Annotated in this window: 17 protein-coding genes; 4 read left to right on the top strand and 13 right to left on the bottom strand. The window is 38.1% G+C overall.

Features of this window, described 5'->3' with window-relative positions:
• The first annotated feature begins 84 nt into the window (after window positions 1-84).
• Window positions 85-837, top strand: coding sequence for an HAD family hydrolase (locus AADJ06_RS07175; RefSeq protein WP_341225742.1), 753 nt, complete (start codon window positions 85-87; stop codon window positions 835-837).
• A gap of 12 nt (window positions 838-849) precedes the next feature.
• A complete protein-coding gene (locus tag AADJ06_RS07170; RefSeq protein ID WP_341225741.1) occupies window positions 850-1,995 on the top strand; it encodes a TIGR03364 family FAD-dependent oxidoreductase in 1,146 nt (381 codons plus the stop codon).
• Here AADJ06_RS07170 and AADJ06_RS07165 read toward each other — a convergent pair.
• Window positions 1,969-3,273, bottom strand: coding sequence for a DUF5690 family protein (locus AADJ06_RS07165; protein ID WP_341225740.1), 1,305 nt, complete (start codon window positions 3,271-3,273; stop codon window positions 1,969-1,971). The two genes, AADJ06_RS07170 and AADJ06_RS07165, sit on opposite strands and share 27 nt — an antisense overlap.
• A 172-nt stretch (window positions 3,274-3,445) precedes the next feature.
• Here AADJ06_RS07165 and AADJ06_RS07160 point away from each other — a divergent pair, with 172 nt between their 5' ends.
• Window positions 3,446-4,276 carry a metallophosphoesterase gene (locus tag AADJ06_RS07160; protein ID WP_341225739.1) on the top strand — a complete coding sequence of 277 codons (831 nt, stop codon included), beginning with the start codon at window positions 3,446-3,448 and terminating at the stop codon, window positions 4,274-4,276.
• Window positions 4,277-4,292: 16 nt separating this feature from the next.
• Here AADJ06_RS07160 and AADJ06_RS07155 read toward each other — a convergent pair whose 3' ends face one another.
• The 10 genes from AADJ06_RS07155 to AADJ06_RS07110 form a co-directional block, all read right to left on the bottom strand.
• A complete protein-coding gene (locus AADJ06_RS07155; protein ID WP_341225738.1) occupies window positions 4,293-5,363 on the bottom strand; it encodes an alkaline phosphatase family protein in 1,071 nt (356 codons plus the stop codon).
• Between the two features lies 1 nt (window position 5,364).
• The gene (locus tag AADJ06_RS07150) at window positions 5,365-5,958 is read right to left on the bottom strand and encodes an HDIG domain-containing metalloprotein (protein ID WP_341225737.1); all 594 of its coding nucleotides are present in this window, start codon (window positions 5,956-5,958) and stop codon (window positions 5,365-5,367) included.
• Window positions 5,959-6,014: 56 nt separating this feature from the next.
• Window positions 6,015-6,401, bottom strand: coding sequence for a DUF4136 domain-containing protein (locus tag AADJ06_RS07145; protein ID WP_341225736.1), 387 nt, complete (start codon window positions 6,399-6,401; stop codon window positions 6,015-6,017).
• Window positions 6,402-6,615: 214 nt separating this feature from the next.
• Window positions 6,616-6,918, bottom strand: coding sequence for an EthD family reductase (locus AADJ06_RS07140; RefSeq protein WP_341225735.1), 303 nt, complete (start codon window positions 6,916-6,918; stop codon window positions 6,616-6,618).
• Between the two features lie 80 nt (window positions 6,919-6,998).
• Window positions 6,999-7,472 carry a nuclear transport factor 2 family protein gene (locus AADJ06_RS07135; RefSeq protein ID WP_341225734.1) on the bottom strand — a complete coding sequence of 158 codons (474 nt, stop codon included), beginning with the start codon at window positions 7,470-7,472 and terminating at the stop codon, window positions 6,999-7,001.
• A 69-nt stretch (window positions 7,473-7,541) separates the two neighbouring features.
• Window positions 7,542-8,267, bottom strand: a complete 726-nt coding sequence (locus AADJ06_RS07130) for a hypothetical protein (protein ID WP_341225733.1) — start codon at window positions 8,265-8,267, stop codon at window positions 7,542-7,544.
• A 176-nt stretch (window positions 8,268-8,443) separates the two neighbouring features.
• Complete coding sequence (locus AADJ06_RS07125) at window positions 8,444-12,475, bottom strand: M36 family metallopeptidase (RefSeq protein ID WP_341225732.1); 4,032 nt, start codon at window positions 12,473-12,475, stop codon at window positions 8,444-8,446.
• 180 nt (window positions 12,476-12,655) lie between these two features.
• Window positions 12,656-15,913, bottom strand: coding sequence for a LamG-like jellyroll fold domain-containing protein (locus tag AADJ06_RS07120; RefSeq protein ID WP_341225731.1), 3,258 nt, complete (start codon window positions 15,911-15,913; stop codon window positions 12,656-12,658).
• 614 nt (window positions 15,914-16,527) lie between these two features.
• Window positions 16,528-19,785, bottom strand: coding sequence for a LamG-like jellyroll fold domain-containing protein (locus AADJ06_RS07115; RefSeq protein ID WP_341225730.1), 3,258 nt, complete (start codon window positions 19,783-19,785; stop codon window positions 16,528-16,530).
• 46 nt (window positions 19,786-19,831) lie between these two features.
• On the bottom strand, window positions 19,832-20,152 hold the full coding sequence (locus AADJ06_RS07110; protein ID WP_341225729.1) for a LytTR family DNA-binding domain-containing protein: 321 nt from the start codon (window positions 20,150-20,152) through the stop codon (window positions 19,832-19,834).
• Window positions 20,153-20,473: 321 nt separating this feature from the next.
• Here AADJ06_RS07110 and AADJ06_RS07105 point away from each other — a divergent pair, with 321 nt between their 5' ends.
• Complete coding sequence (locus AADJ06_RS07105; protein ID WP_341225728.1) at window positions 20,474-21,475, top strand: acyltransferase; 1,002 nt, start codon at window positions 20,474-20,476, stop codon at window positions 21,473-21,475.
• Window positions 21,476-21,585: 110 nt separating this feature from the next.
• On the opposite strand, the gene AADJ06_RS07100 is transcribed toward AADJ06_RS07105, so the two are convergent.
• Window positions 21,586-22,371: a response regulator gene (locus tag AADJ06_RS07100; protein WP_341225727.1), complete on the bottom strand. Its 786-nt coding sequence runs from the start codon at window positions 22,369-22,371 to the stop codon at window positions 21,586-21,588.
• Window positions 22,368-24,329, bottom strand: coding sequence for a histidine kinase dimerization/phosphoacceptor domain -containing protein (locus tag AADJ06_RS07095; RefSeq protein ID WP_341225726.1), 1,962 nt, complete (start codon window positions 24,327-24,329; stop codon window positions 22,368-22,370). Before AADJ06_RS07095 ends, AADJ06_RS07100 begins: the two co-directional genes overlap by 4 nt.
• Window positions 24,330-24,752: the final 423 nt, after the last annotated feature.

The following is a 24,752-nucleotide window of genomic DNA, read 5'->3' as shown; positions in this document are numbered from 1 at the left end:
AGCCAAAAGCTAACAATTACTTAATCTTCTCAAAGGCTAGACTATGGGCATTCTTCAATAATATTGTCAAAATAATAATGCAAAATGGTAGATATAAGTCTTGTGGTGTTTGATATGGCGGGCACCACAGTTAGTGATAAGCGAGAAGTAGAAACTTGTTTTTCTGAAGCCTGCAAAGATACAGGGTTGGATGTATCTGACGAGCGTATATTGGAGCTTCAAGGTTATGCTAAAAGGGATGTGTTTGAGTTGCTTTGGAAAGAGAAACTTGGTAACAGCCACGAGTTAAAAGACTACGTTGACTTGTCGTACAATACTTTTTGCGAAATTCTAGAGAATCATTATCAGGAGTCAGAAATCTTACCAACGGAGCACTGTTTGGGAATTTTTGACCTTTTGAAAAAAAATGATATCAAAATAGCCTTAACCACAGGTTTCTATAGAAAAGTAACCAATATTATTTTGGATAAACTGGGTTGGCTTGATGGCCTTAATGATGATTTTGTGAAAATTGGTGGAAAAACGCCAATTGATATTTCCATAACACCAACGGAAGTACCTGCCGGAAGACCAAAGCCGTATATGATAGAGCGTGCTGTTGATTTTCTGAATATTTCTGAAGGTTCAAGGATTGTTAAAATAGGTGATACACCGGTAGATTTAGAAGAGGGTTATAACGCCAAGGTTTGGAAAAGTTTAGCGGTAACTAATGGTAGTCATTCTCATCAGCAATTAAGTTCCTTTAAAAACGATGGCTTACTCAAGAGTTTGGCAGATTTGCCGAAGATATTAAGTATCGATGTCCAAAAGGAAAATAGGAATTTTATTACGTTTTAATCTTTATTCCCTATGAAATATGATTTGATAGTGGTGGGTGCCGGGGTATTGGGCACTTTCCACGCGTACCATGCGTCCAGGCTTGGTAAGAATGTGCTTTTGTTAGAAAAAGATGAAAAACAAGCTGGTTCGAGTACACAGAATTTTGGTCAAGTAGTACCCTCTGGTCTATCATCTACATGGAATAAATATGGACAGCGAAGTTTGGTCCATTATTTAGAATTACAGCAAAAGGCTGATTTTACAATTCGCCAGCAAGGGAGCGTTTATATTGCCTCGGATGATGCAGAGCAGGAATTGTTAGAAGAGCAAAGAGATATCCATGCTAAGGCTGGTTATGAGAATATTATGTTTTCAAAAAAGGGAATCATAGAACGTTTTCCTGATCTAAATCCTGACTACATAAAAAGTGGATTATTTTACCCACAAGAGCTAAGTGTGGATCCACGACAAATGGTTAACCGGGTAAGCGATTATCTTAACGAAATGGGGAGGGTACATGTGCGGTATAATCATAAAGTAATGGCTATTATTCGCAAAATGACAGGTTGCGAAATAGAGCTTGAAAACGGTAATACATTTAGGAGTGAGCAGGTTTTGGTGTGTTGTGGCTATTCCTTTAAAACACTTTATCCAGCTATTTTTGAGAAAAGCAACATAAAGATAAGTAAGCTTCAAATGCTAAAAACGAAGCCTTTATCTAATATTAAGCTTAAGTCCAATATATTGACGGGCTTAACTATCAGAAGGTATGAGTCATTTGAGGAATGCCCTTCTTTTGCAAATTTGGCAACTCCCGAACGTTACCAGAAATTAAAAGAAAACGGAATTCACATTCTTTTTAAACAGGCAGATGACGGTTCTATTATAATTGGAGATTCGCATGAGTACGCCGGAATAGATGGAGTGAGGGAGCTGGGCTGCCAGAGCAATCCTGAAATTGATGGTTTAATTATGAAGGAAGCAAGACGAATATTGAACTTACCTGAAGACTGCATAGCTGAAAGGTGGGCAGGCTTTTATGGCCAGCATGAAGATGATATTTTTGTACATGATGTTGAGAAACGCATTAAAATTATTACAGGAATTGGTGGGAAAGGTATGACCTCTGCAGCCGGATATGCGGAAGAATCAATTAACAGTTTGTACCAAGTTTGATACTTTGTTTTTCTGATTAACTAAGTAAGAAAAAAAGAGGTACTGCCCTATTATTAAAGCCAAACCCACAAGGGCCGTACCGTAGCTAAAGTTTACCAAAAGCTCTTTATAGTTTAGGTTAGTGGCTAAAAACTCTTTGTAAAAAAGTAGCACTACACTTCCAAGATAGCCGACGGAGTCGCAGAGGTAAACAAAATATCCTGCGTTTGAATTGATTTTTAAAATCGGAATTAACCTTTCAAAAAAGGCAATTTGTATTAATAAGTAGGGCAGGTAGAAGCTTATACCTTGACTGACAAGCCAGCTGAAGGGTGAAAGCTGACCTTGCTTAAATAATACGGTAGATAGTAAAAGGCCAAAAAGAGAAATAATCATGGCCAAGTTTATGAATCTATAAGCTTTACGGTTGCTTTTGATTAAAACTAATAATGCAATTAAAGACATCACAATAATTCCAATTAAGCTTTCCGTTTTTGCAAAAATACTTATGTCAATAGTAGCATCTAAACTTTGCCAAATTTCTACTGCGAAGTTATCTCTAAAGTCTCTTAAAGTAGTAAATAATGCGTAAGAGATTATCAATAAACTTAAGCCTGGGAATAACTGCTGCCAAACTTCTCTCTTCTCTTTTTTTGTCATGGCTTTACGGCTCATTTTTGAAAGCTTTTCGGCTTGGGTTGGCGGTGGAAGTTTTGACAGCATCCAAACGGAAAGCAAGAAAAATGGCAAGAAAGTACAACCCATAACCAAAGGCATCTGGAAGTCCGAAAAGCCAAGGCTATTTTGAATAAAAAGGTAGGTGCTTTTTAAGATTCCGGAAGTAATAATCATATTAACGCTGAGTGCCATGCCTAGTAATTCGGTCAGCCTTCTCCCTTCTAAAAAACTAAATATAACGCCCCAAACCATGCCTAATGGGAGGCCATTCATAAACATGAAAAGTATATTATATGGAGCGGGTATAAATGCGAATAAAGTGAGAGAAAGCAGGGCTATCAAAATAAGTGATATGATGAGTAAAATGCGTTGTTTGGCTTTAAGTTCAGAGATGATTTTGATGCCTAAAAATTTAGAAAGCATATAACCTATAACTTGTGCTATGATAATAACGGTTTTGTACTCCATCTCACCAAAGAAGAAACCTTCGAAAGTGCCTGTGGTATAGGGCTTTCTGAAAGCGTAAGTGCAAAAGTAAGCCCCAAAAGTGGCGATGACTGCCCAAAGGATAAAAAGGGTTTTGTTGCGACTTAATGCGTTAGTTATTACCTGATTTTTCATCAGGCTAAATTCATAATTGAAGGTAAATTGGCAGTTAGCTGTTTGTGATGAAATTGTAAAGGTTATTGCAGGGAGAAGGTGAAATTGTTTAGCCCTATTTCTTAATATTAGAATAGATGGAAAAGTGAAATGATTTAGATAAATTTGTTTACAACTTATAAAGTGCAACGCTATGAATACATCAAGAAGAGAGTTTTTAAGAAACGCATCGCTGGCTACATTGGTTTTGGGTGCCGGTGGTTTTCAAAGTTTATCCGCAAAAGAGTTATCAGAATTAAAGGAGAGAGTGAAACTGCGTTTTCTTATTGCCTCGGACGCTCACTACGGACAGCCAAAAACGCCTTTTGAAGCTATGTTTGACAATTTTAGAGACAAAGCAAATCTGTTTCAAAAGCAAATGCCAGCTAATTTTTGTGTTTTAAATGGCGATCTAATTCATGATGAACCACACCTTATGCCACTAGTAAAAGCTAAGGCAGATATGCTGGATTTGCCTTATTATGTGACTAAAGGAAATCATGATAAAATTTCAGATACGGAATGGGAAAACATTTGGGGAATGCCCGTTAATTTTTCTTTTGAAGAAAAGGGAAGTGCGTTTTTGTTTGCTACCACTTCTGACGAAGAGGGAACTTATCTTTCACCGGATTTGACCTGGATGAGGAATCAATTGGACGCTTTTACAAAGGTCAAAAACGTTTTTATATTTATTCATATTCCCCAAGCCAAATGGACGGCTAATGGAATTGAAACGCCTGAGTTTTTTCTATTACTTAGAGATTATCCTAATATAAAAGCAGTGTTTCATGGTCATGAGCATGACCAAGACGGTGTTAGAATGCATAATGGTGTCCCATTTATATTTGATTCGCACATTGGCGGTAGCTGGGGTACAGACTATAAAGGTTTCAGGGTAGTGGAGGTTTTGAAAGATAATAGCATAGTTACTTACATGATGGACCCCGTGAAACCTATGACTAAAGAAACTTTAAAGGTCGGGTAAAAACCCGACCTTTATTCTATTTAATAATTAGGTCAATTGGCTTGCCAATCTCATGACCGTTTTCAAACTTCTGACCTAGTAGTTTAGCTACGGTAGCGGCTATTTCATTTTGATGATTTTGATGTTCAAAATCTACTTCGCCATTTGCAGCGGTATCTGGACCAATGGCTGCCATCCAAATAGAGCCGCAGTCTTTTACTTTATCGCCATGACTAGTCCACTGTGATTTATCAGCATCACCGCGACCGTGGTCTGTGGCTATAATAATGGTTGTTTTGTTTTTGTATTGCGGGTCGTTTTGGCAAAAGTCCCAAAGTTTGCTGATGTAAGTGTCAATAGTGTTAGCAGCATATAGATATTCACGGTATTTTCCTTCATGGGCAAACTCGTCAGTTTCATCAAAGGCTATATAAAGCACCTTTGGTTTCTTTGTTTCTAAATAATCAAAAGCCTGATAAAAAGTAATGTAATCATGCCTTGCACTGGCCAAACTAGGCACCGTTTGTTCCATGTCATTTAGCAAGGCCTCCGTTTTTGTGTGAGTAACCTCGCTTAAATCGTGGGCAGTGTTTACATAAACACCGCTTCGCTCTTCATTAATAATGTATGGGAAAACATCCCAGGTAGAGAAAGCCGCAACTTGACCTTTAAACGCGGGTTTCTTGTTCAAAAACTCCAAAACGGTGACATTCTTGTTATTCTTTTTATCGTTGGAGTCAACTTCTTTGTCAGGATAACCCGTTAGGATTTCGTTATATCCTGGGTAAGAGAAACCATAGATGTTTTTTATGTCAACTTTGCTACCAAGCTTTCTGTTGCCTATTATAATTCCTTCATTTTTAACCGTACTCCACAAAAAAGGCATGAGTATTTCCCTTCTTTGGTTTGCGTCATCTGACCAAAATTTATCTGCGGTGCTTTTAATTGACTCTGTGTACTTTTCATCATTTAATAATTCACTATCAGCACCTTGGAAAACCTCTTGCCACCTAAGACCATCAAGAGTTACAATAATAACGTTTTCTGTATTTTGGGCGTAGCCTGCCAAGCTAAGGCATAGTAGTAAAGCTAAAGTTTTAATCTTCATGTTAATTGAATAATTGTTCTATTTGGTTGTAAATGAGTTCTGTATCTAAAGGTTCTTTGTTTTTGTCTTTTGCTTGCTCGTCCCACAGTCTTACCGAGATAATATCATCAAAAAAGGGATGCTCCTGAAATAAGGCAGCCTCTGACGGCTTCATAATTCCACCTTGTAAAATCAAAGTTGCTTTGCTGGCTTCTGAGAGTTTAGTTCTGTAAGAAGTGTATTTGTAACAGAGGTAGCGTTTGGCATTTACGTGCTCACTTGCTACAGCCACTATTCTGTCTGAAAAACCATTCTCTGCGAGCCATTTAGCACCACCTTGTTCATGATGAATGGCTCCTAGTTCTTCAGTGTCTTCGTCTATCATGTGACCTATGTCATGTAGAAATGCACCAATACAAAGCTCTAAATCGGCATTTTTCTCTTTGGCAAGTTCATAGGTTTGTACAGCATGCTGTAGTTGAGTAACTTCTTCTCCAAAATAGGTTTCATGAGCTTTTTGCTCAAATATATCACGAATTATATCAGATATAAGGGCTTCTTTTTCCATGGCTATAAAAAGAGTGTTTCTATTGGTAAATATAGCTCTTTCTGCCATGAGTGTGGCCTAAATTTGTTTATGGAAATGTTATGTTTTGGTTTAGAAATTAAAAACTACTTGCTAAATGCGGAATGCACTATACGTTCCATTTGTAGCGTATGTTTTGACTCAGGCAGTTCAAATATTTTCCCTTGCCAAATACAGCGTAGTCCTTCCGTTTCTAAAAGGCTTAGCTGAACATTCTTATAACGTTCGTCGTAAGCTATGTTTACATATAAATCTGGATTTTGGTCGTCGTAAATCCATTTTGACTTAATCAGGTGCTTCCGCACAATAGGGGTGAGTTTATCCTCCAAATTATTACTGGATTGTCTTTCAATAATAGCAAATGATTTACTGTAGTTAGGAAAGTCAATGTTGGCTGTTTTTTCTAGTTTATAGGAGCTTTTTTGACAAGAATATAGTGAGGTTAAAAGGAGTATGCAGATAAGCTTGTTCATGATGTATCGAGTTTAAGAATTATATTCAAGATACATTTATTAACAATAATTTAACACTAAGTTAATGTAGAGTCTGAAAACTTAATATTGGTGATACTTTAATGTCTCATTTATCAGCGTGGAGGTCAAAAAAAGACCCGTCTTAGTTTGAGATAAGAAGGGTCTTCTAAGAATTTATAGAATAGGAATCCAGTGCGAATTATAATTCGTTTTTTTAATCTACTGCTCCAGTTAAAAGAGTAACACCACCAGTGGCAAAATTAGCAATGTCTCCTGCAGTGGCTTGTCCTGCTTCAGAACCCATACCAGCTTGCAATGCATCCATATCCGCAAACCATAACTCTGCCATGCGATAGTAGGCTGCTTTACTGCCATCAGCTTCATCTCGAAATTTGGTAGTTTCTGCTTTTTTAATTTCCTTAATTTTACCAACTAATGGCATGTGCGTAGTTGCATAATATGCTTCAAAAGCAGCAGGGTCAGTTGGGTGTCCGTAAAGTACCGTTAATTTAATCATGGTGTTTTATTTATTTTTGGTTGATGTGGGAGGTATAAAGTTTAATTCAAATAAGTACTTCGTCAAGGGCGAAGTGTTAATTATTCAACGGGCAAATTAGAATTAAAAATATCTCTAAATAACTTCCATTTTCCATCTTCTTTTTTCCAAAGCACAAGGTATTTCTCTATGGCTACTTCTTTATCCCCTACAAATAGGCTCAATTCACCCTCTTCGGCTATTAAGTCTTTGGTGCCATATACGTTTTCTAGTCGTAAATCCACCTTCGTGATTCCTGAATTAACTATTCCTGCCATGGCAGATTGAATATTGGCTCTTCCTACCACAGAAGGAGCTCCAGCACTCATGAACTTTGCATCAGAGGTATAGGCATTGGCTAATCCAACAGAATCTCCAGCGGCTACTAAAGCCATAAAGTTTTCATTGGCTTCTTCAATTTCGGCTTTAGCCGTTACTAAGTCGAAGGTGGTCGTAGGCTCTTCTGTTTTTGAAGTACAACTTATTACTAGAGCTGTAGCTATTATAAAAGTGAATCCTAGGATTGTGTTTTTCATGATTGTTATTTTTAGTAATTTGATTTATTGAACAGGAGGGAAAGGTTATGCCTGTTTTCAATAAAATGATTAAGTGAGAGGTAAAAGAGCAAACCAACTGGCAAATGCATCCCAAGCTGGAAAGCTTATTCCAAATAAATACAGCCAATGAAACAGAATATATAGCACTCCTACAAGTGGGAATATCCACCTGCCTTTACTTTGTTTTCTTTCTAAGAATATCAGAATTAATAATAGAGCATATACAATAACAATGGTTACTATAAAGCCCGTAGTGAAGTCGGCTGGATAGAAGACATTAATGATTAATCTACCCAAAGAGGGCTCAATAAATACTATTCCTGTAGCAATCATAGCTCGGGCATGTATTTGAATGTTCTTTTTGTGCCAAATGGCAATACCGTACATGATGCCGATAATCACTAAATCTTTTAACTGTAACCATAAACTAGCTCCTAAACTTGGGCTAACCTCACCGCCTATACTATGATGTTTTAACAATATTACCGAAAGAAAAAATAAAGGCAACAAGACATAAGTCAGTTTGCCCAACTTTCTATGTAAGGCTACTTTCTTGTTTTTGATAAGCATGGGTTGCAGTACCAATAGTGCTACCCAAGTTGCTGCCATAGCGGCATGAAAGTGAAAATAGAAACTGAAATCGGCTGTTCCATTAAGGAATTTAGCAAAGTACGTCGGCCAAAACCCAAGTAGAACTAGAACAACTAAAGTCAGGAAATAAAATGTTGATTCATTCCATTGAATTGGTAAGACTCGTTTTTTATTAGTTTTCATTTATTCTACTTATAAATCGTTAACGAATCTACCTCTTAACCTGCTGATCACCAATTATTTTTAGGGAGTGGTAGTTACGGGGTAATTTCAAGTATTTTCGTGACTTTTAGGCTGATAAATAAGTTGGGGAAATCCACCTCCTACCAATTAGGAGGTGTGTTTCTGAAAAGCTAAACTCACGGCTTCTCAGCATAATAAATAGCCTGCACTTCTGCATCGCTTAAAGCACGGTTGTATATCCGAAGCTCGTCTAAAGAGCCCTGGAACGGATCCAAACCATTATCGCTAGAACCTATTTGTAAAACTGCATTTGAAAAGCTAGCTAAGGCTCCAGTGGTATTCGTTTCTTTGTCTAGTACTCCGTCAATAAAGACTTTTACTTTAAGCCCATCAAAAGTGACTTGATAATTATGCCAACCGCTATTATCTGCTACCGATGTAGCCGAAAAACTTTGCTCTAAACTGTTGCTTGAAAAGAACCAAATTCGCCTTGGTGATGCAGTGCCTTCCAGTATTAAACTGTAATACTGATAAGGTGATCCTGCTGGACCTACACCCACCATTCTTGGATTGTCAATTCCAGATCCTGAAATTTTAGCCCAAAAAGAAATTGTTTTATGCTCCGAATAGAAACTGCTGCCCACGTTACTTGAAATTTTGTCGTTAATTCCATCAAAAGCGTAAGCTTTAGCGGCAACTCCAAATCTATCAGTAGTTAGTGTGGCTCCGTTTACTACACAGTTGTTACCATTGCCCGTTTCATCGTTGGCATTGCCGTTGAAGGGGTAGTATGCTACCAATCCAAGGGTTCCAATATTTTCACAGCCTCCTATTTCCGCCCTGAAAAGGCTAGCAGAAGTTGCTTCAAATCCTTCATTCAAAGAAATTGATTTTCCTGACTTATAAATGGCTTTAGCTGGAGAAATAACCTTGTTTGTTGCTAAAATAGATTCAGAAGACATCTCTAAAGTTGAACCGGAATTATAGTCAGTTGTTAAAGTCAAAGGAGTAGCAGACGGCTCTTTCACTATAACTGTAGAAGTGGCAACACGGGCACTTTTACATGTGGCCGTTTCACAAGAAACATAAAAGGTTGTATTGGATATTGGTGCCTGCACTAGGTTGCTCCCTTCCCCAATACTGGTTCCATTAGATAACTGGTCATACCATTTAATCTCACCATTTGGGCAGTCCGCCATTAGAGATAAATTGGCAGCTGGACAAATGGCGTAAGAGCTAACCGAAACATTACTAGCCGTCTGTGTTTCACTTATAGTAAAGCTAACTGGCGTTCTACAAGAAGGGTTAAAACTCTGAGAAACATAAAAGTGGCTAGTACCTAAAATAGAGGTATTACTTATGCCAGAGCCGGCTATACCTACAGGATTAAATACCTCGCCAGTGGAGAGTACAGTGCCACCAGAAGCACTGGCGTACCAATTATTTGCTCCTGTAAAACCTACCACACTTGATACCAGTGTAAATGTTCCCGTAGTAGCTCTGCTGAATGTGCTTACAACGAGTACATATGTACTATCTTTAGCAAGTGTATGGGTAAATTTAGATTGATAGTTTTCCCCTCCATCATCTCTTGATATAAGAAAATTAGTAGCGGGGTTGGCAGGGTCAAACGGGCTTTTGTATAAGGATAGATGTGTGTCCTGCTCATAAGTACTAGTTAAAGAGGCTGAAGTAACTTCAAAAGTTACATCTTCCGAAAAAGAGGCTGTAAAAGGAATGCTTTTATAATAAACAGAAACATTAGAATTTATATAGGAAGAAGAACTAGTTTTTGATCTCACGTAAGTAGGGCCGACGGCTATTTCGGCATCAATACTATTGAGATATACTGCTGGAACTTTTAGGCCTTCGCCAATAGGGATAGTGCCGTTTTGACAAATAGAATAAGCACCGACAATTGGAGTTACTAAAGGATTAACTATGATACTCACGGTTTGTGGAGTAGGTGTACCTCCGCAGGTAGAAGGACTTACCGTTATGAAGTATTTCACATCGACAGGATATGCGGTCGTATTGATAAGTGTTTCACTAATAGAGCCCACTCCATTGGAGGCTGGATTGCTAATGCCAGCCACTGCAGCACGTGTCCAAGTGTAGCTATAAGTCCCACTCACCCCCACAGTTGGGGTATAGTTGAATAGTTGATTATTACAAATTGTGTTTTCTAAAGTAGAAGTCAAAGCTGGTACCGCAAGAGGAGTGAAGTCTTCGGTAACGATACGGTCATTGGTAGATAAATCTGTACTGGCATAGGCCCCTAAACCCCTACGAGCAAAAGCTTTTGAAATAGCACAGCGGTACCTGCTGCCAAATAGTAAGGCATCTGCTTGTAAAATGGCATCACGGGCTTGCACAAAACTGGGACTACAGGATTGAAGGCGAAGCCCCTCATTGACTAGTTTTAGAGCTGCTACATTCCCTTTCATATCAAAGATATTGGCAGGTACGTCGTAAATGTTATTGGTAATTTGATTGTCTTGAAAGATTATTTCCCAGGTCATATCCCAAAGTATAGTAGCCCAAATGGAGCCAATACCGTGTGGTTGAGAAAAGCTCAGAGTATTGGCTACTTGTCCATAAGTAACTGTAGGGTTTACATTAGCCATATCATAAGAATATCTAAAAGGACGGCTTCCAGGACCAGTGGTGGGTTGACCTTTTACATATGTTCCTCCCCCTTTTGCGATATTGGCACTTGCTAAATTTGGTGAAAGTACAGACCAATCTGTAGTTAACATTAGTGCTAAATAGTCACTCCAGCCTTCACCTCCGCTTTCTGCGTTTGCTAAACATCCTACATTAGCGGGGCCACCCGTTAAACGTATAGACCAGCCATGCCCATATTCATGTGAAATTATCCCATTGTCAAAATCCGAATCAGGTTGATAAGCAGGGTTGCCTGCATCGCTAAAAATGTACATTTGCATCCTAGGATTGCTGCCATCTATTGGTGTGAAAAAATAAGCGTTATTGGTTGCAGAGCCATCTTGGGCATCAGCGTTTACATAGTCGTTACCACTACCACCCCTGCCCATATTATCTTGCTGGAAATTACCACTCGGTTCGTCAAAACCATATCTATATAAGATGTCATGATTGACATTATTCCAATAGAATAAGTTGGTAATGGCCGCATCTAAGTTGGCAGCGGCAGTTCCGGTAGTTTGTGAGTAGGGGCTATCAAACTCTAAAGTTGCCGAACTGGGGCTTGAGCCAATAGTTCCTTCATTATCAAAAGCTAAATCATCCTTCGCGAATACATTATTTCCACGGGTTGTGGTAAAATCTGTAGTGCCATCATTATGCCAGCCATTAGTAGCTCCTGGGCCTGTATTTGCTGGCACAAAACGGGCGTAAGGGTTAATTACAATGGTACGGTTTCCATGATTGGGGCTTTCTAAAGGGTAATCAAAAACATTATAGCTGTTTGGAGTTGCTACTTTGGACGTTTTTAAATGTGTATGTTTATCGTTGCCTACTTTAGCACTAGTTGTGCTTTCTGGCACCTCAAAATGACAATGAATGATATCATCTTGGTCTCGTAATATTTTGCCAGTGTTTACATCTACGTGTATATTCCATTGATTTTTATGGTCTTTAGTCAAGAATTGAACATTCCATGTAAGACTTACCTTTTTTCTAGTTTTACCATTTTCAGTGCTTTCATAAGGTAGCCAGTATTTTTTTACTAGTATGTTTTCATCAGATAGCGTTTTATCGGTGTAACTCGCTTTTAGAATTCTTTTTTCTTTATCATCATTTATTAATACTGAGTTCACTTGTAAAGCCTCCCCAAAGGAAAGATTCTTAGCCTTTGCAGCCGTTTCAATGGCTTGTGACGGACTTATATTGAGACTAGAAGAAGTGCTTTCTGGAATAAAAGAAGCAATATTTTTCACGAAGGTATTGCCTACATATTTAACTTCTCCATTTTGTAATGTTGCATTCAAAACGCCATTATATACCTCAATAGATTGATAAGTTTGTGTGAAATAAATATGGTACCAGCCCGTAGTAGGAGATAAGTATGCACTGGATACCGTCATTTCGTCAATGTCACTTTTTGACAAATGCTCCTTAGCACTGTTTTGACTGAGGTAGGTTTTGGTAATGTTTATTTCGTTTTGGGCACTTAAAGTAAAAGCGGTAATTAGAAAAATGCATAATAGTGCTAAGGTGTTTTTCATGGTTTATTCTCTCAATGTTTTGAGGGGGAGCTATATTGTCGCTTAAAGCTATCCCAATATCGAAAGTACCTATAATCAATTTCTTAGCAAAAAAACTTTATGGAGTGGTAATTCTACTTCTTCAAGTTGGTTTTGTGTTTAAGATTTTAAAATCTGAACTGGCTTTCTTGATTTATTTTCTCACGGCTTCTCCGCATTATAAATTTCCTGCACTTCTGCATCACTTAATGCACGGTTGTAAATGCGGAGGTCGTCTAAAACACCGTTGAAATACCACCTGTTAAATGTTTTATGGCCACCGAGGTATAAGTCAGTATAAAATTCAGATGGATCTGTGTAGGTTACTTCTCCTTCCTTAACAGCATTCAAGTAAATTTTGGTGGTGTTATTATCCCTCGTAGCCACTACGTGATACCATACATTTGCAAGAAAGTCAATGGTGGTAGCTTTATTTATTATGAAATCTCCGTTGTACATATAAAACTGGAACTTATTATCTTCAGCATTTCCAAAATCTGGTTTCCCAATCATGTCTGTAAATCCACCATCAGTTGATCTGATTATCAGAGAATATAAATCTGCTGCTCCGTAGTTTTGATTTGGTTTAAACCATAGCGAGTAAGTAACGTTATTCAGCGGCTGGGTAGTGGCGTTGTATAAATTGGGTATTCTTACAACGTCATTGCCATCAAAATTGAGAGCCTTCCCGCTAAAGCCAAATTCACCGTATTTATCAGCGGTAGGTGTTGCACCATCCATGATTCCGTTAAAACCATTTCCAGATTCATCATTAGCATTGCCATTGAAAGGGTAATAGGCCACTAAACCGTCGATTGATAAATTTGGACATCCACCAATTTTCGCTTCAAAAATTCCACCTGAACTTACCTCAAAACCTGGCTCAAAAGCAAGCGAGTTTCCCGCCAGGTATGACACTTTAGATGGCGAGAAAATCTTATTTGATGCCAGTATATTTGTATTTGCTAATTGTAAAGAATTAGATGTGATGTTAGAAGTCAAATAAAGGGATGGGAAAACAGTGTTTGGCACTAAAACACTACTGGCCTTTACTCTTGGATAATTATAAATACCTGCTTGACAAGCCACGAAGTAATCGGTATTAGCAGTAGGTGTTTGCGTAATTGAGTTACCGGTGCCCAACATTGTCCCATTGGTTTGGGCATCGTACCAAGTAGCTGTACCCGCTGGGCAAAAAGCAGATAAAGTAACATTTGTACTGGGGCATATTACATTATTACTTGAAGTTAGATTTGAAGGCAGGGCGTAATCCCCCCAATTGGAAGTAACAAAAATATCTGATTTGATGCTGGGTTCATTGGCAACGTATAATTGCAAATTGATTTCCTGAGAAGTGAGTGCCCCTGTGTTTTGCTGATCAATGTTTACAAAATACGTATTAGCTAAACAGGAGTTTGCTGGAACATTAAATGAACCATATTCAGTTGTTCCTGAAGAACCCGTTAATGAGACAAAAACGTTGTTTGCATTGGTAGAAGGGTCAAACCTTAACTGATAGGGACGTGCTTCGTCAGAATTATTACAAAGCTTTACCCCAAACTGTGAAGTAGTGCCTACCGGTACGTTGGGTACTGTATAATACGAAGTATCAGCAACTGCCGAAAACTTAAGAAATGGCTGGTCTCTCTGATAACCTCCTTCATAGGGGGATGATGTTCGTGAGTTTGCGGTATCTAGTAAAAAGATAGGTGTGCCGTAATCAGGGTCACGCACTATTTTTAAGCGTATTCTTTCGCCAGTTATTCCATTTTCAAAGCCTGTGATATCATCATCATATAAACGCGTTTTTATAGAGGAAGTTGAATTGGTTGTATTGGCAACCGCCTGTCCAAAAGTCTTTTTTGTTGAGAACTGGGCTCCGCCAGATATTCCAGAACCTGCAACCTCAAATGCAAACGAGAGACCCGCCCCGGCAGAGATATAGTGGTTAACATCATAAACAGTGCTACCTGCATAACTTATGCTTTGGGTAGTGTTTTGTTCAGGACCCATATCATAAGGAGGAGTAATAACGTCATTTAGTGGATTAACCATATTGGCAGAATCTTTGGCAAGTACTTGTTCCCAAACGCTTATTTGATTTAATGCGTGATTTGCCAAGCTCAAAGCTTGCTCGTTGACAGGATTTGTGGGCACATAAGCATCTACGATAGCTTGTTTCACGGAGATATCATTAAGAATTTGCTGTTTAGACCAGTAAAAAGGAACAGGCACGCCTACCTCTGCAAAAATTAGGGCAGTGTCTCTCTTTATAATGATGGGGTTATTGGATTCAATAACAATTCTTGGGAAGAAACCATAGACCAGGTCGCTCGAATAACCCATGTATATTGTGCCATCGGCCACACCACTTGATTTGGTACTTGTAGTAATTGACGAAACAGCGTTTATGCAAGTCTTGCTTTCAGATTTTTTAATCTGAGTATTTCCGCCGCCACCTTCGACTGAAGCAGTAACCGAAAATTCAAAATCAGTGGTAACAAATAAACCAGTTTCCCCGGCAATTCCGAGTTTAAGATCCAATTTTCCACTGGCAGAAAAATCATCTTGAATAGTTTCAGAAAAGCTACGGCAGGTTTCCTGAGCTTGTTCAAAAGTAACAGAACTGTTATCGCCAGGAGGGGCGTGTAAAATCATATAAGGGATAGCGGGTTCTTTGGTGTACCCCTCAATACCTACCGCATCTGGCACAGTTAAATCAATACTTGGCCCTTCTACAATAAAAGGCATGACTATAATATTTTCATATTGACTATCAACCCAAAAGCAAGTTGGTGGCTCGTCTCTATTACATTGATAAGTTAAGTTTGTAATTTCCTCTATAAGTGGAATTACCACGTATCCTTTGGTGCTTCCAATAGGAAAGTTGACAGTTACCTCAAACGTGCCGGTAACTATATTATTACTGGTAGTTTCACTTATCTTAGTTGGGACAGTAGTGAAATTTTGATAAGGGGCATTGCTTTCGTTACTTCCTACCACCACTTTTAAGTCGGAAGTAAACGTATTAGTTTGGGAGGGATTTTCGGGATCCATAGCCGGCGAGACTTTCCTGTATTGATAATCTATTTGAATAGTTTCGCTTTTACCTACTGTGGCTTTATACCACTTGTTTACAGTGTGATTATTTAAGACGAGCCCAACAACAGTATTTAATTCGCTAACGTTATAGGTATTATTATATATATTGACTACTTGATAATCTGTTCCTACTAAGCCTTCCGGAGGAATAGAACCATGCACTCCACCACCTGAAGAAGTAACAGTAACTATGCCATCGGTATCAGACGTACTGCCAAAATTATGGTTGTTGCCATTGGTATTAAATGCCCACTGTGCGTTTGTGTCAAGTAGAATAGTACAGTTTAAAAGCAGCAATAAGTAAAAATATCTTTTCATTGGAGTAAAATTTAGGGGTTTTCGTTGGTCAAAATTTTGCATTTATACTCGCTTAAAACACGACTCAAAGCCGATTCAAATCAAGTAGCTAATCACGTTTTTTGTAAGAACTATATTCACAAATAGCTCGAAAGTGAATTATTTAACTTTTGAAAACTAAATCGTGAATTTCTCTCCAACAATTATTTGCGGCACAAATGGAGGGTAAATTTTACTGAGTGGTAAAAATTTCTAATCTGATTGAACCTTTTTTGCCTGTGATACTATTTCACCGACGTCGTTTAAGGCTAATTTTACAGCACGCCGTATGGTATAGGGGAACACTCTTCCGACGGAGACCGCCGCTGCTATAAAATCATTGAAAAGCTATGCAAGGGAAAGAGTGTAAAGTTGAAAATGTTAAGGTGTCAAACACCATAAAGCAGTGCAAAAGTTAATTGCTTATGAAACGTGAATTGTACAATCAAAATCAGTAAAAACAATAAGTACTACTTATTAAGCTTATTTCTAATCTGATTTCTCATAGACGCTTCAAAAAGTCTGCGTAGTATTAATACCCTGTGACTTTAAAATTACTCATACATTTTTCGTTGGAATATAAACCAAAAAAAATGTTAAGGCTTCTCAGCATTATAAATAGCCTGAATTTCGGCGTCACTTAAAGCTCGATTATAAATTCGGAGGTCGTCTAAAGCACCGTTGAAATACCATCTGTTAAATGTTTTGTGACCGCCTAGGTACAAATCAGGGTAAAAGATAGATGGATTTGTGTAGGTTACTTCTCCTTCCTTAACTGCATTCAAGTAAATTTTGGTGGTGTTATCATCCCGAGCAGCAACTACGTGATACCAAACATTTGCAATAAAGTCAATGGTGGTAGCTTTATTAAGGACATAGTCTCCTGTGAACATATAAAACTGGAACTTGTTGTTTTCAGCACTTCCAAAATCTGGTTTTCCAATCATGTCGGTAAAGCCAGCATCAGTTGATCTGATTATAAGTGAATAGAAATCTGCTGCTCCGTAGTTTTGATTTGGCTTAAACCACAGCGAGTAAGTGACATTATTCAAGGGCTGAGTTGCGGCGTTGTATAAGTTTGGGATTCTCATAACGTCATCGCCATCAAAGTTGAGTGCCTTCCCGCTTGAACCAAATTCGCCGTACTTATCAGCGGTAAGTGTTGCACCGTCTATGATTCCATTGTGACCATTCCCGGATTCATCATTAGCGTTGCCATTGAACGGGTAATAGGCCACTAAACCGTCGATTGTTAAATTTGCACATCCACCAATTTTCGCTTCAAAAATTCCACCTGAACTTACCTCAAAACCAGGCTCGAAAGTAAGCGAGTTTCCGGCAAGGTATGATACTTTAGAAGGTGAGAAAATCTTATTTGATGCCAATATAGCCGTTGTTGCCAATTGTAAAGAATTGGATGCGATATTAGAAGTCAAATTAAGGGAAGGGAAAACAGTGTTTGGTACTAAAACACTACTTGCCTTCACTCTTGGATAATTATAAATACCTGCTTGACAGACCACGAAGTAATCGGTATTAGCAGTAGGTGTTTGCGTAATTGAGTTACCCGTGCCCAACATTGTACCATTGGTTTGGGCATCGTACCAAGTAGTTGTACCCGCTGGGCAAAAAGCCGATAAAGTAACATCCGTACCAGGACATATCACACTATTACTTGAAGTTAGAGCTGAAGGCAGGGCATAATCCCCCCAATTGGAAGTAACAAAAATATCTGACTTAATGCTGGGTTCGTTGGCAACGTATAATTGCAAATTGATTTCTTGAGAAGTAAGAGCACCTAAGTTTTGCTGATTCACATTCACAAAGTAAGTGTTGGATAAGCAACTGTTTGCTGGAACGGTAAAAGAACCATATTCTGTTGTTTCGTTGGAACCCGTTAATGACACCGTGACATTATTAGCATTGGTAGAAGGGTCAAACCTTAATAGGTAGGGGCGTTCTTCATCTGACTCATTACAAAGTTTAATACCGAACTGTGAAGTTGTACCTACAGCTACGTTGGGTACTGTGTAGTAGGAAGTATCATTAACCGCTGAGAATTTCAGATAAGGCTGATCTCTTTGATAACCACCTTCGTAAGGTGCTGAGGTTCTTGAACCTGCCGAATCTAATAAGAAAATAGGCGTGCCGTAATCGGGATCACGCACTATTTTTACACGTATTCTTTCTCCTGTTAGAGGAGGTTCCAAACCAGTAATATCATCATCATATAAACGCCATTTTATAGAAGTGGTAGAGTTTGTTGTATTCGCAACAGCCTGTCCAAAAGTCTTCTTTGTTGAAAACTGGGCTCCACCTGATACACCCGAGCCTGCCACTTTTACCACAAAAGAAACGCCTGCTCCAGCCGATATGTAGTGATTTACGTCATAAACAGTACTACTGGAATAACTTATGCTTTCGGTAGTAGTTTGGTCTCCGCCAATAGTATAAGTCTCACGAATTACGTCGTTTTGCTGACTGGCTACATTAGCCGAATCTTTGGAAAGCACTTGTTCCCAAACCTTTATTTGATTTAAAGCATGATTTGCCAAACTCAGGGCTTGCTCATTGATAGGGGTAGTTGGCACGTATCCATCTACAATAGATTGTTTTACCGCAATATCATTGATGATTTGCTGTTTCGACATATAAAAAGGAGCTGGTTGCCCTACTACTCCAAATATCAAAGCGGTATCTTTTGTTATTACCAGCGGGTTATCAGACTCAATTATAACCCTCGGGAAAAAACCGTAAGCCAAATCGCTTGAGTACCCCATGTAAATGGTACCGTCAGAAACACCACTTGCTTTAGTGAGTGTAGAAATAGACGAAACGGCATTGATACAGGTCTTTGTATCTGATTTCTTAATTTGTGTATTTCCGCCGCCACCAGTTACCGAAGCAGTTACTGAAAACTCAAAATCTGTGGTAACGAATAAACCCGCTGAACCCGCAATGCCAAGGGTAACATCTAACTTACCACTCGCCGAAAAGTCATCTTGCACTGATTCAGAATAACTACGGCAGGTTTCCTCAGCTTGCTCAAAAGTAACGCTACTGTTATCTCCGGGAGGAGCGTGTAAAATCATGTAAGGAATGGCGGGTTCTTTGGTATATCCTGCAATTCCAACTGCATCTGGTACCGTTAAATCAATGCTTGCCCCTTCCACGATGAAAGGTAGTATAATAACATTTGAAGCACCACCTTCAATCCAATAACAGGTGGGTGGCAAATTTCTATTACAAAATAGAGAGAAGTTTGAGATTTCTTCTAGGACTGGAATAACCACATATCCTTTTGTACTTCCGACTGGAAAGTTAACAGTAGCCTGCAAAGTGCCAGTGACCGTATTACCACTTTGTGTTTCGGTTACTTGCGTAGGGACTGTCGTAAAGTTTTGGTAAGGTGAATGGCTTTCGTTGCTCCCTACCACCACTTTATAGTTCGCAGTAAACGTATTGGTCTGCGTTGGATTTGCAGAATTATTGGCTGGCGTTGTTTTTCGGTAAGAGTAGTTCAATTGAATAGTTTCATTCTTACCAGTTTTTGCTTTGAACCACTTATCGACAGGTACTTCGTTTAATGCAGACGCTACAGCCGAGTTTAATTCTGAGACATGGTATGTGTTGTTATACCCGTTTAGCACAAAAGCACTTGAAACGATGCCTTCGGGTGTGACCGTACTTTTCACACCACCGCCAGTAGATGTAAGCGTTATTGTTCCTTCGGTATTTGCAGTAACGCCATTTACATTATACTGATTTCCTCTGGTATTGAATGACCACTGAGCGTTTGCAGTAGAATGGATAAAACACGTTAAGAACAAGAGTAAGTAAAAAAATCTTTTCATATCAATTAGAATTAGTGGTTTTCTTTTGAGTTCGTAAAAGTTTCCTTTAGGCCTTCACACAAGCCTGAAATGCTGCTGCACGTCTACGGGAAATAATAATGTCATGCGTGGATTTAGTATTTTGCCTATGACCGTAAGGGTGAATATTGAACTGCCTTAAATATTGTAGGTTAATAACCGTAGAACGGTTTACCCTAAAAAAACGACAGTCAGAAAGGCGTTCTTCTAGAATACCAAGTGTGGTAGATGACAGGAGTTTGGTTCCGTCTATAAAATGAACTAAGGTGTAATTATCTTGGGCTTCTAGTTTTACTATTTCGTGGGTAGCGGCACTTGTTCTTGCACCTAGATGAATGGTAGTTTTCATGGCTATTTGGTCAGTTTTTCCTTACCAAACCTCCAAATAATAAGAACCGTTATCAATAGGGAATTTCCGAATAGCCACATTTATCTTCCGAAAAGCTTGTTTCAGTTTCCGATGTTTTATCACGATCCCTGCCGTAATGGTTTAAATAAGTCTTTCTTTAAAATGAAAGTAGAAGAGGAGTTCCTTTTATTACTTGTGTCTGGGGAAATAAAATATAACTTTGTGACTATTCTAAAGATTCCTTTCCGACAATTAAGTGGCTAAGTGCAATCATTTTTTAATGAAAATCTGAGATTATGGATGATTTTCAAATAAGGGTAAATGAAAAGACTTTTAGCCATAGAATGGCTTCGTGGATTTGCCGCACTGAGTGTGTGTATTATGCATTTTTTTAATGCTTCGGGCTATTTTGGTGAGTCTGACCCAATATTTACTTCGTTTTTAGGTAAGTTGACCCTATTGGGCCGTATGGGGGTGCCTATTTTTTTTGTTATTTCTGGTTTTATTATTCCGTACAGCATGTGGCATGGGGGCTATACTTTTCCTGAAAAAATCAGGAACTTCTTAGCAAGAAGGTTTGCCCGAATAGAACCTCCTTATATTCTTTCTATTTTCGTATGTCTGATAGTTTGGTATGTCATTAGAGTATTTGTGGAAGGTGGTTCGTATGCCGTTGATTGGAAAAACATATTGATGCACCTTGGGTATTTAAATGTAATAGACGGAGAGGGATGGATTTTAGGGGTTTACTGGACATTAGGTGTAGAGTTTCAATATTACTTATTAATAAGTTTTCTATTTCCTATACTGTTTTTAGGTACAAAGATTCGGCGAATTGTTAGTGCACTGGTTCTTTTAGGTCTTAGTTTTTGGCTTTCTAAATATGTTCATGATGGATTGATATTTAGACATATACCACTCTTTTTGGCTGGAATATTTACTTTTCAGTATCGTGAAAACCTCCTTGATTTAAAGTGGTTTTTATTCCTTTTGCTAATCATTTTGGCCGCTTTATCTGCTGACTTGGGTCTGCTTAATGTGTTTTCTGCGGTTTTTGTGGTTGTCGTGATTTTATTCAATATTGACATCCGATTTAAACCCATGTATTTCTTAGGAACTATATCATACTCACTTTATCTGATGCATTGGACTTTTGGAGTGGACATTTCAATGCGTTTCTTTAAATATATTTTACCTGATATTTCGGAAATTGGCAAAATTGCGGTGGTGATAGTGTGCGTTTTTATCTCAATTCCCCTGTCATATCTGTACTACCTTTTAATAGAGAAACCTGCTATAAGGTGGGGGAAGAAGTTAAAGTGAAATGTTTTCTTTAGCATGTTGGGTAGAAGTACCCCTAGAAATATTGTAGCTATACTGTAAATGTTTTTTTAAGGCTCTTTGGTTTCAACAGCTTGCTTTTCAGTAATTAACTAGACTCGTTTTAAACGTTTGAATAATTCTTCTTTAGCACTCGTATTTATCGGCAAAGCCTGTTTTTTTATAAAAACATGGGTGTCAGATATTTCGTCTATCAATTTAATATTGACAAGAAAAGACCGATGTATCCTCATAAACTGAGTATTTGAAAGCTTGTCCTCTACATTTTTAAGAGGAACGGAAAGCAAGTGCGTTTCTTGTTTTGTGAAAATTTGACAATAACTACGGTCTGCTTCAATGTAGAGAATGTCACTCACAAAAATTTTAACCATTTTCTGTTTGACCTTAACAAAAATCCTGTCCGTTAAAAAAGCCCCATCATCTAGATGCTCTTGAGTGCCCTCAATAAGCTTTGACTCTTTCATCGGGTTCTCTTCTACATTTTCTATTTCTCTTTGTTTTAGAATTCGCTCCTCGGTTAGTTCTATGGTTCTTTGAAGGTCTATGGGTTTAATGGGCTTTGATAAAAAGGCAAAAGGACGAGTGGCTTTTGCTCTGTTAAAAGTAGCTTCATCATTATTTGCTGTCAAATATATAATAGCACACTGCCATTGTTTTTTGATAATCTCTGTTGCAATATCAATTCCATCAATACTTCCTTTTAGGTTGATATCCAAAAGGACAATGTCTGGTGCATTCTGTTCTATGTGCAGCAGTGCTTCTTCACCGCGTGGCACTATACCAGCTACCTCATAACCAAGATTGGTCAGTCTTAATGATATTTTGGCGGCAATAATCATTTCATCTTCTACCACCAGTATGGTTATCGGATTTTTCATGCTAGGTTACTGCTTTTGGTAAAAATCAAGGAAACCTTAGTGCCGTTTTCATTTTTATAAGAAATAGTGCCATTCAATTGTTTAGTGAGCAGGTCTATTAGCATGGTGCCAAAACCTGTGCCTTTTGCAGGATTGTCAGCGTTTTTCCCTATGCCGTCATCCGTTATGTTTAATTCTAGGTTGTCGTCATTCGGGCCATTAGATTTCATGGTAATCTCAATTTTACCACTATCTTTTCCTTCAAAAGCATATTTAAAGGCATTGGTGAGTAGTTCATTAGCAATTAGCCCTACCGATATGGCTGTATCTACATCCAGCACTAATTCTGGCATATCACATTCTATTTTCACATTGCCATCTGTACTAAAAGAATTCAGGATGTTTTCTCCCAAATTCACGAAATAATCACGCATTTCTATAGACGTAAGGTGTTCACTTTGATAAAGTTTCTGATGAATAATGCCCATAGAGTGCACCCTGTTTTGACTAGAAAGCATGGCAGCTTGTACAGAAGGGTCGTCTATTTGAGATGATTGCAACTCTAAAAGCCCAGATACTATTTCAAGATTGTTTTTAACGCGATGGTGTATTTCTTTTAAAAGTAATTCGTTTTCAGCGTTTCGTTTGTCAAGTTGAACATTGGTGACTTCTAGGTTATTATTGAGCTCTTCGAGCTGAATATTCTTTTTCTTGTTTTTTCTGTAGGTATAAAAAAGACCACTTAAAAACACAAACAAAAGGCCACCGACAATGTAGCTTAATAGTTGATTTTTTTGCTGCTGTTTGATTAACTCAGATTGGGAGAATATTTTCTCGTCTTTTTGTTCTGTTTCGTACTTAACTCTTAGCTCGTTTTTTAAAGCCTCTGTTTCTTGTTGCAAAGAATTAATTGTAATGTCTTTGCCCTCGGCTAAATACTTGAAAGCCAAATCTGACTTTTTGACTGCTTTATATGATTCTGCTAACCAGATGTAGTGGTCTTTTAATTCTTCAGAATTATAAACTTTTTTATTATTAAAGTGCTCCACATAATCCTTTAGATAGGGGATAGCCTCTGCATATTTTCCTTGTAGATAGTAGATACTACCTATTCCTCCTTTCCAGCCGTTCGCCATTTTATCACCATAAATGTCTTGCATTCCTTTCCAAGAGAATTTGAAATCTGCCAGTGCTTCATCATACTGCTTTAAAGCACGGTGGGCTTGAGCACGCCATGCTCTTACATTAAAAGTTTCGGAGTTTTGATATTTTTCTGGTAATTTAGGTACTAATGCTAAGGCTTCATTTACCACTTCCAGTGCTTTTTTTGCCCGTTCTGTTTTAACATAAATATTGCTTGAAGCTAACAATGCTCTAATTAAGGGATGCGTATTTTCCTCTTTTTTATAGGCTGCTACCACCATATCACTATACTTTAATGCAGATTCATAATCTTTGGTATTGGTATATAATCTGCTTAAAGAGGCATGAATAGAATTAATGCCTTTTTGGTAATCAAAAGACTTTGCAACTTCCAAGCCTTTGAAAAATTGTACCTCAGCTTCGGCGTATTTCTGCATTAAATCTAAATCAACGGCGACCGTTTTATAAGCATCGGTAATGAGTTCTTTTTGGTCTGTTTGCAAAAAGAATTGTAGTGCCTGATTATCGTAATAATATATTGAGTCGTTATTTTCAGAACTAATGCTTAGGAAATGCCAATTAGCCAACTCTTTATAGGTTTTGGCTATTGTTAATGGCTTTTTTGTAGCTTTTGCACGTTTTAAGGTAAGCCATAAATCTTTCTTTATGGCGGCATCATCCTCGCCTTTCATTTGGTTAACGGCATCTCCTAGTTTCACCAGGGCGGTATCTATCGGGATGGAATCAATATTGTCTATTTGATAAGGCTCATTTTGTCCGTATAAACAAATTGAAAAGAGGTTAAGCAGGAGAAAAAGTAAAGGTTTTTTACTCATCTCTTTAAGTGGTTTTTCATTTTAGACTTTCGGTTTTCAGGTATAGAAAACAATGTACGCCATTTTAGTGAAGTCTTGAAAGGCTTTACAGTCAATTTTTTGGCAGAGGGGCCAAAGTTCTAGTTAAAACAATAATGAGATAGCCTTTTTTAATTAAAATTATCAGGTTCGATTAGTGGGGTCTTTCGGTAGCTTAAAACTAAATTCTTTTCTCTCAATTACGGATTCAGTATTTTCAAAGAAGTGGGATTTTGGGTTTTGATTACCGATGTCTCGGTAATGAATAATTCAACTTTGCGGCTATAAGTTTAACATAGTTTTTGGCCAATTTTATTAATCCACTTGACGTCAGAAATTACAAAAGAAGATGATATTTTTTTGGTGAAAGCCGATATTCTCAATGAGTGACTATGTTTTGGTGCA

The organism is uncultured Arcticibacterium sp. (genome assembly GCF_964021845.1).
Lineage (GTDB): Bacteria > Bacteroidota > Bacteroidia > Cytophagales > Spirosomataceae > Arcticibacterium.
This window is presented reverse-complemented; position numbering and strand designations above follow the sequence as displayed.

What these genes read in the sequence shown, in the direction of transcription:
- AADJ06_RS07175 (WP_341225742.1), top strand. Translation starts at nt 85, where the DNA reads ATGGTAGATATAAGTCTTGTGGTGTTTGATATGGCGGGCACCACAGTT.
- AADJ06_RS07170 (WP_341225741.1), top strand. Translation starts at nt 850, where the DNA reads ATGAAATATGATTTGATAGTGGTGGGTGCCGGGGTATTGGGCACTTTC.
- AADJ06_RS07165 (WP_341225740.1), bottom strand. Translation starts at nt 3,273, where the DNA reads ATGAAAAATCAGGTAATAACTAACGCATTAAGTCGCAACAAAACCCTT.
- AADJ06_RS07160 (WP_341225739.1), top strand. Translation starts at nt 3,446, where the DNA reads ATGAATACATCAAGAAGAGAGTTTTTAAGAAACGCATCGCTGGCTACA.
- AADJ06_RS07155 (WP_341225738.1), bottom strand. Translation starts at nt 5,363, where the DNA reads ATGAAGATTAAAACTTTAGCTTTACTACTATGCCTTAGCTTGGCAGGC.
- AADJ06_RS07150 (WP_341225737.1), bottom strand. Translation starts at nt 5,958, where the DNA reads ATGGCAGAAAGAGCTATATTTACCAATAGAAACACTCTTTTTATAGCC.
- AADJ06_RS07145 (WP_341225736.1), bottom strand. Translation starts at nt 6,401, where the DNA reads ATGAACAAGCTTATCTGCATACTCCTTTTAACCTCACTATATTCTTGT.
- AADJ06_RS07140 (WP_341225735.1), bottom strand. Translation starts at nt 6,918, where the DNA reads ATGATTAAATTAACGGTACTTTACGGACACCCAACTGACCCTGCTGCT.
- AADJ06_RS07135 (WP_341225734.1), bottom strand. Translation starts at nt 7,472, where the DNA reads ATGAAAAACACAATCCTAGGATTCACTTTTATAATAGCTACAGCTCTA.
- AADJ06_RS07130 (WP_341225733.1), bottom strand. Translation starts at nt 8,267, where the DNA reads ATGAAAACTAATAAAAAACGAGTCTTACCAATTCAATGGAATGAATCA.
- AADJ06_RS07125 (WP_341225732.1), bottom strand. Translation starts at nt 12,475, where the DNA reads ATGAAAAACACCTTAGCACTATTATGCATTTTTCTAATTACCGCTTTT.
- AADJ06_RS07120 (WP_341225731.1), bottom strand. Translation starts at nt 15,913, where the DNA reads ATGAAAAGATATTTTTACTTATTGCTGCTTTTAAACTGTACTATTCTA.
- AADJ06_RS07115 (WP_341225730.1), bottom strand. Translation starts at nt 19,785, where the DNA reads ATGAAAAGATTTTTTTACTTACTCTTGTTCTTAACGTGTTTTATCCAT.
- AADJ06_RS07110 (WP_341225729.1), bottom strand. Translation starts at nt 20,152, where the DNA reads ATGAAAACTACCATTCATCTAGGTGCAAGAACAAGTGCCGCTACCCAC.
- AADJ06_RS07105 (WP_341225728.1), top strand. Translation starts at nt 20,474, where the DNA reads ATGAAAAGACTTTTAGCCATAGAATGGCTTCGTGGATTTGCCGCACTG.
- AADJ06_RS07100 (WP_341225727.1), bottom strand. Translation starts at nt 22,371, where the DNA reads ATGAAAAATCCGATAACCATACTGGTGGTAGAAGATGAAATGATTATT.
- AADJ06_RS07095 (WP_341225726.1), bottom strand. Translation starts at nt 24,329, where the DNA reads ATGAGTAAAAAACCTTTACTTTTTCTCCTGCTTAACCTCTTTTCAATT.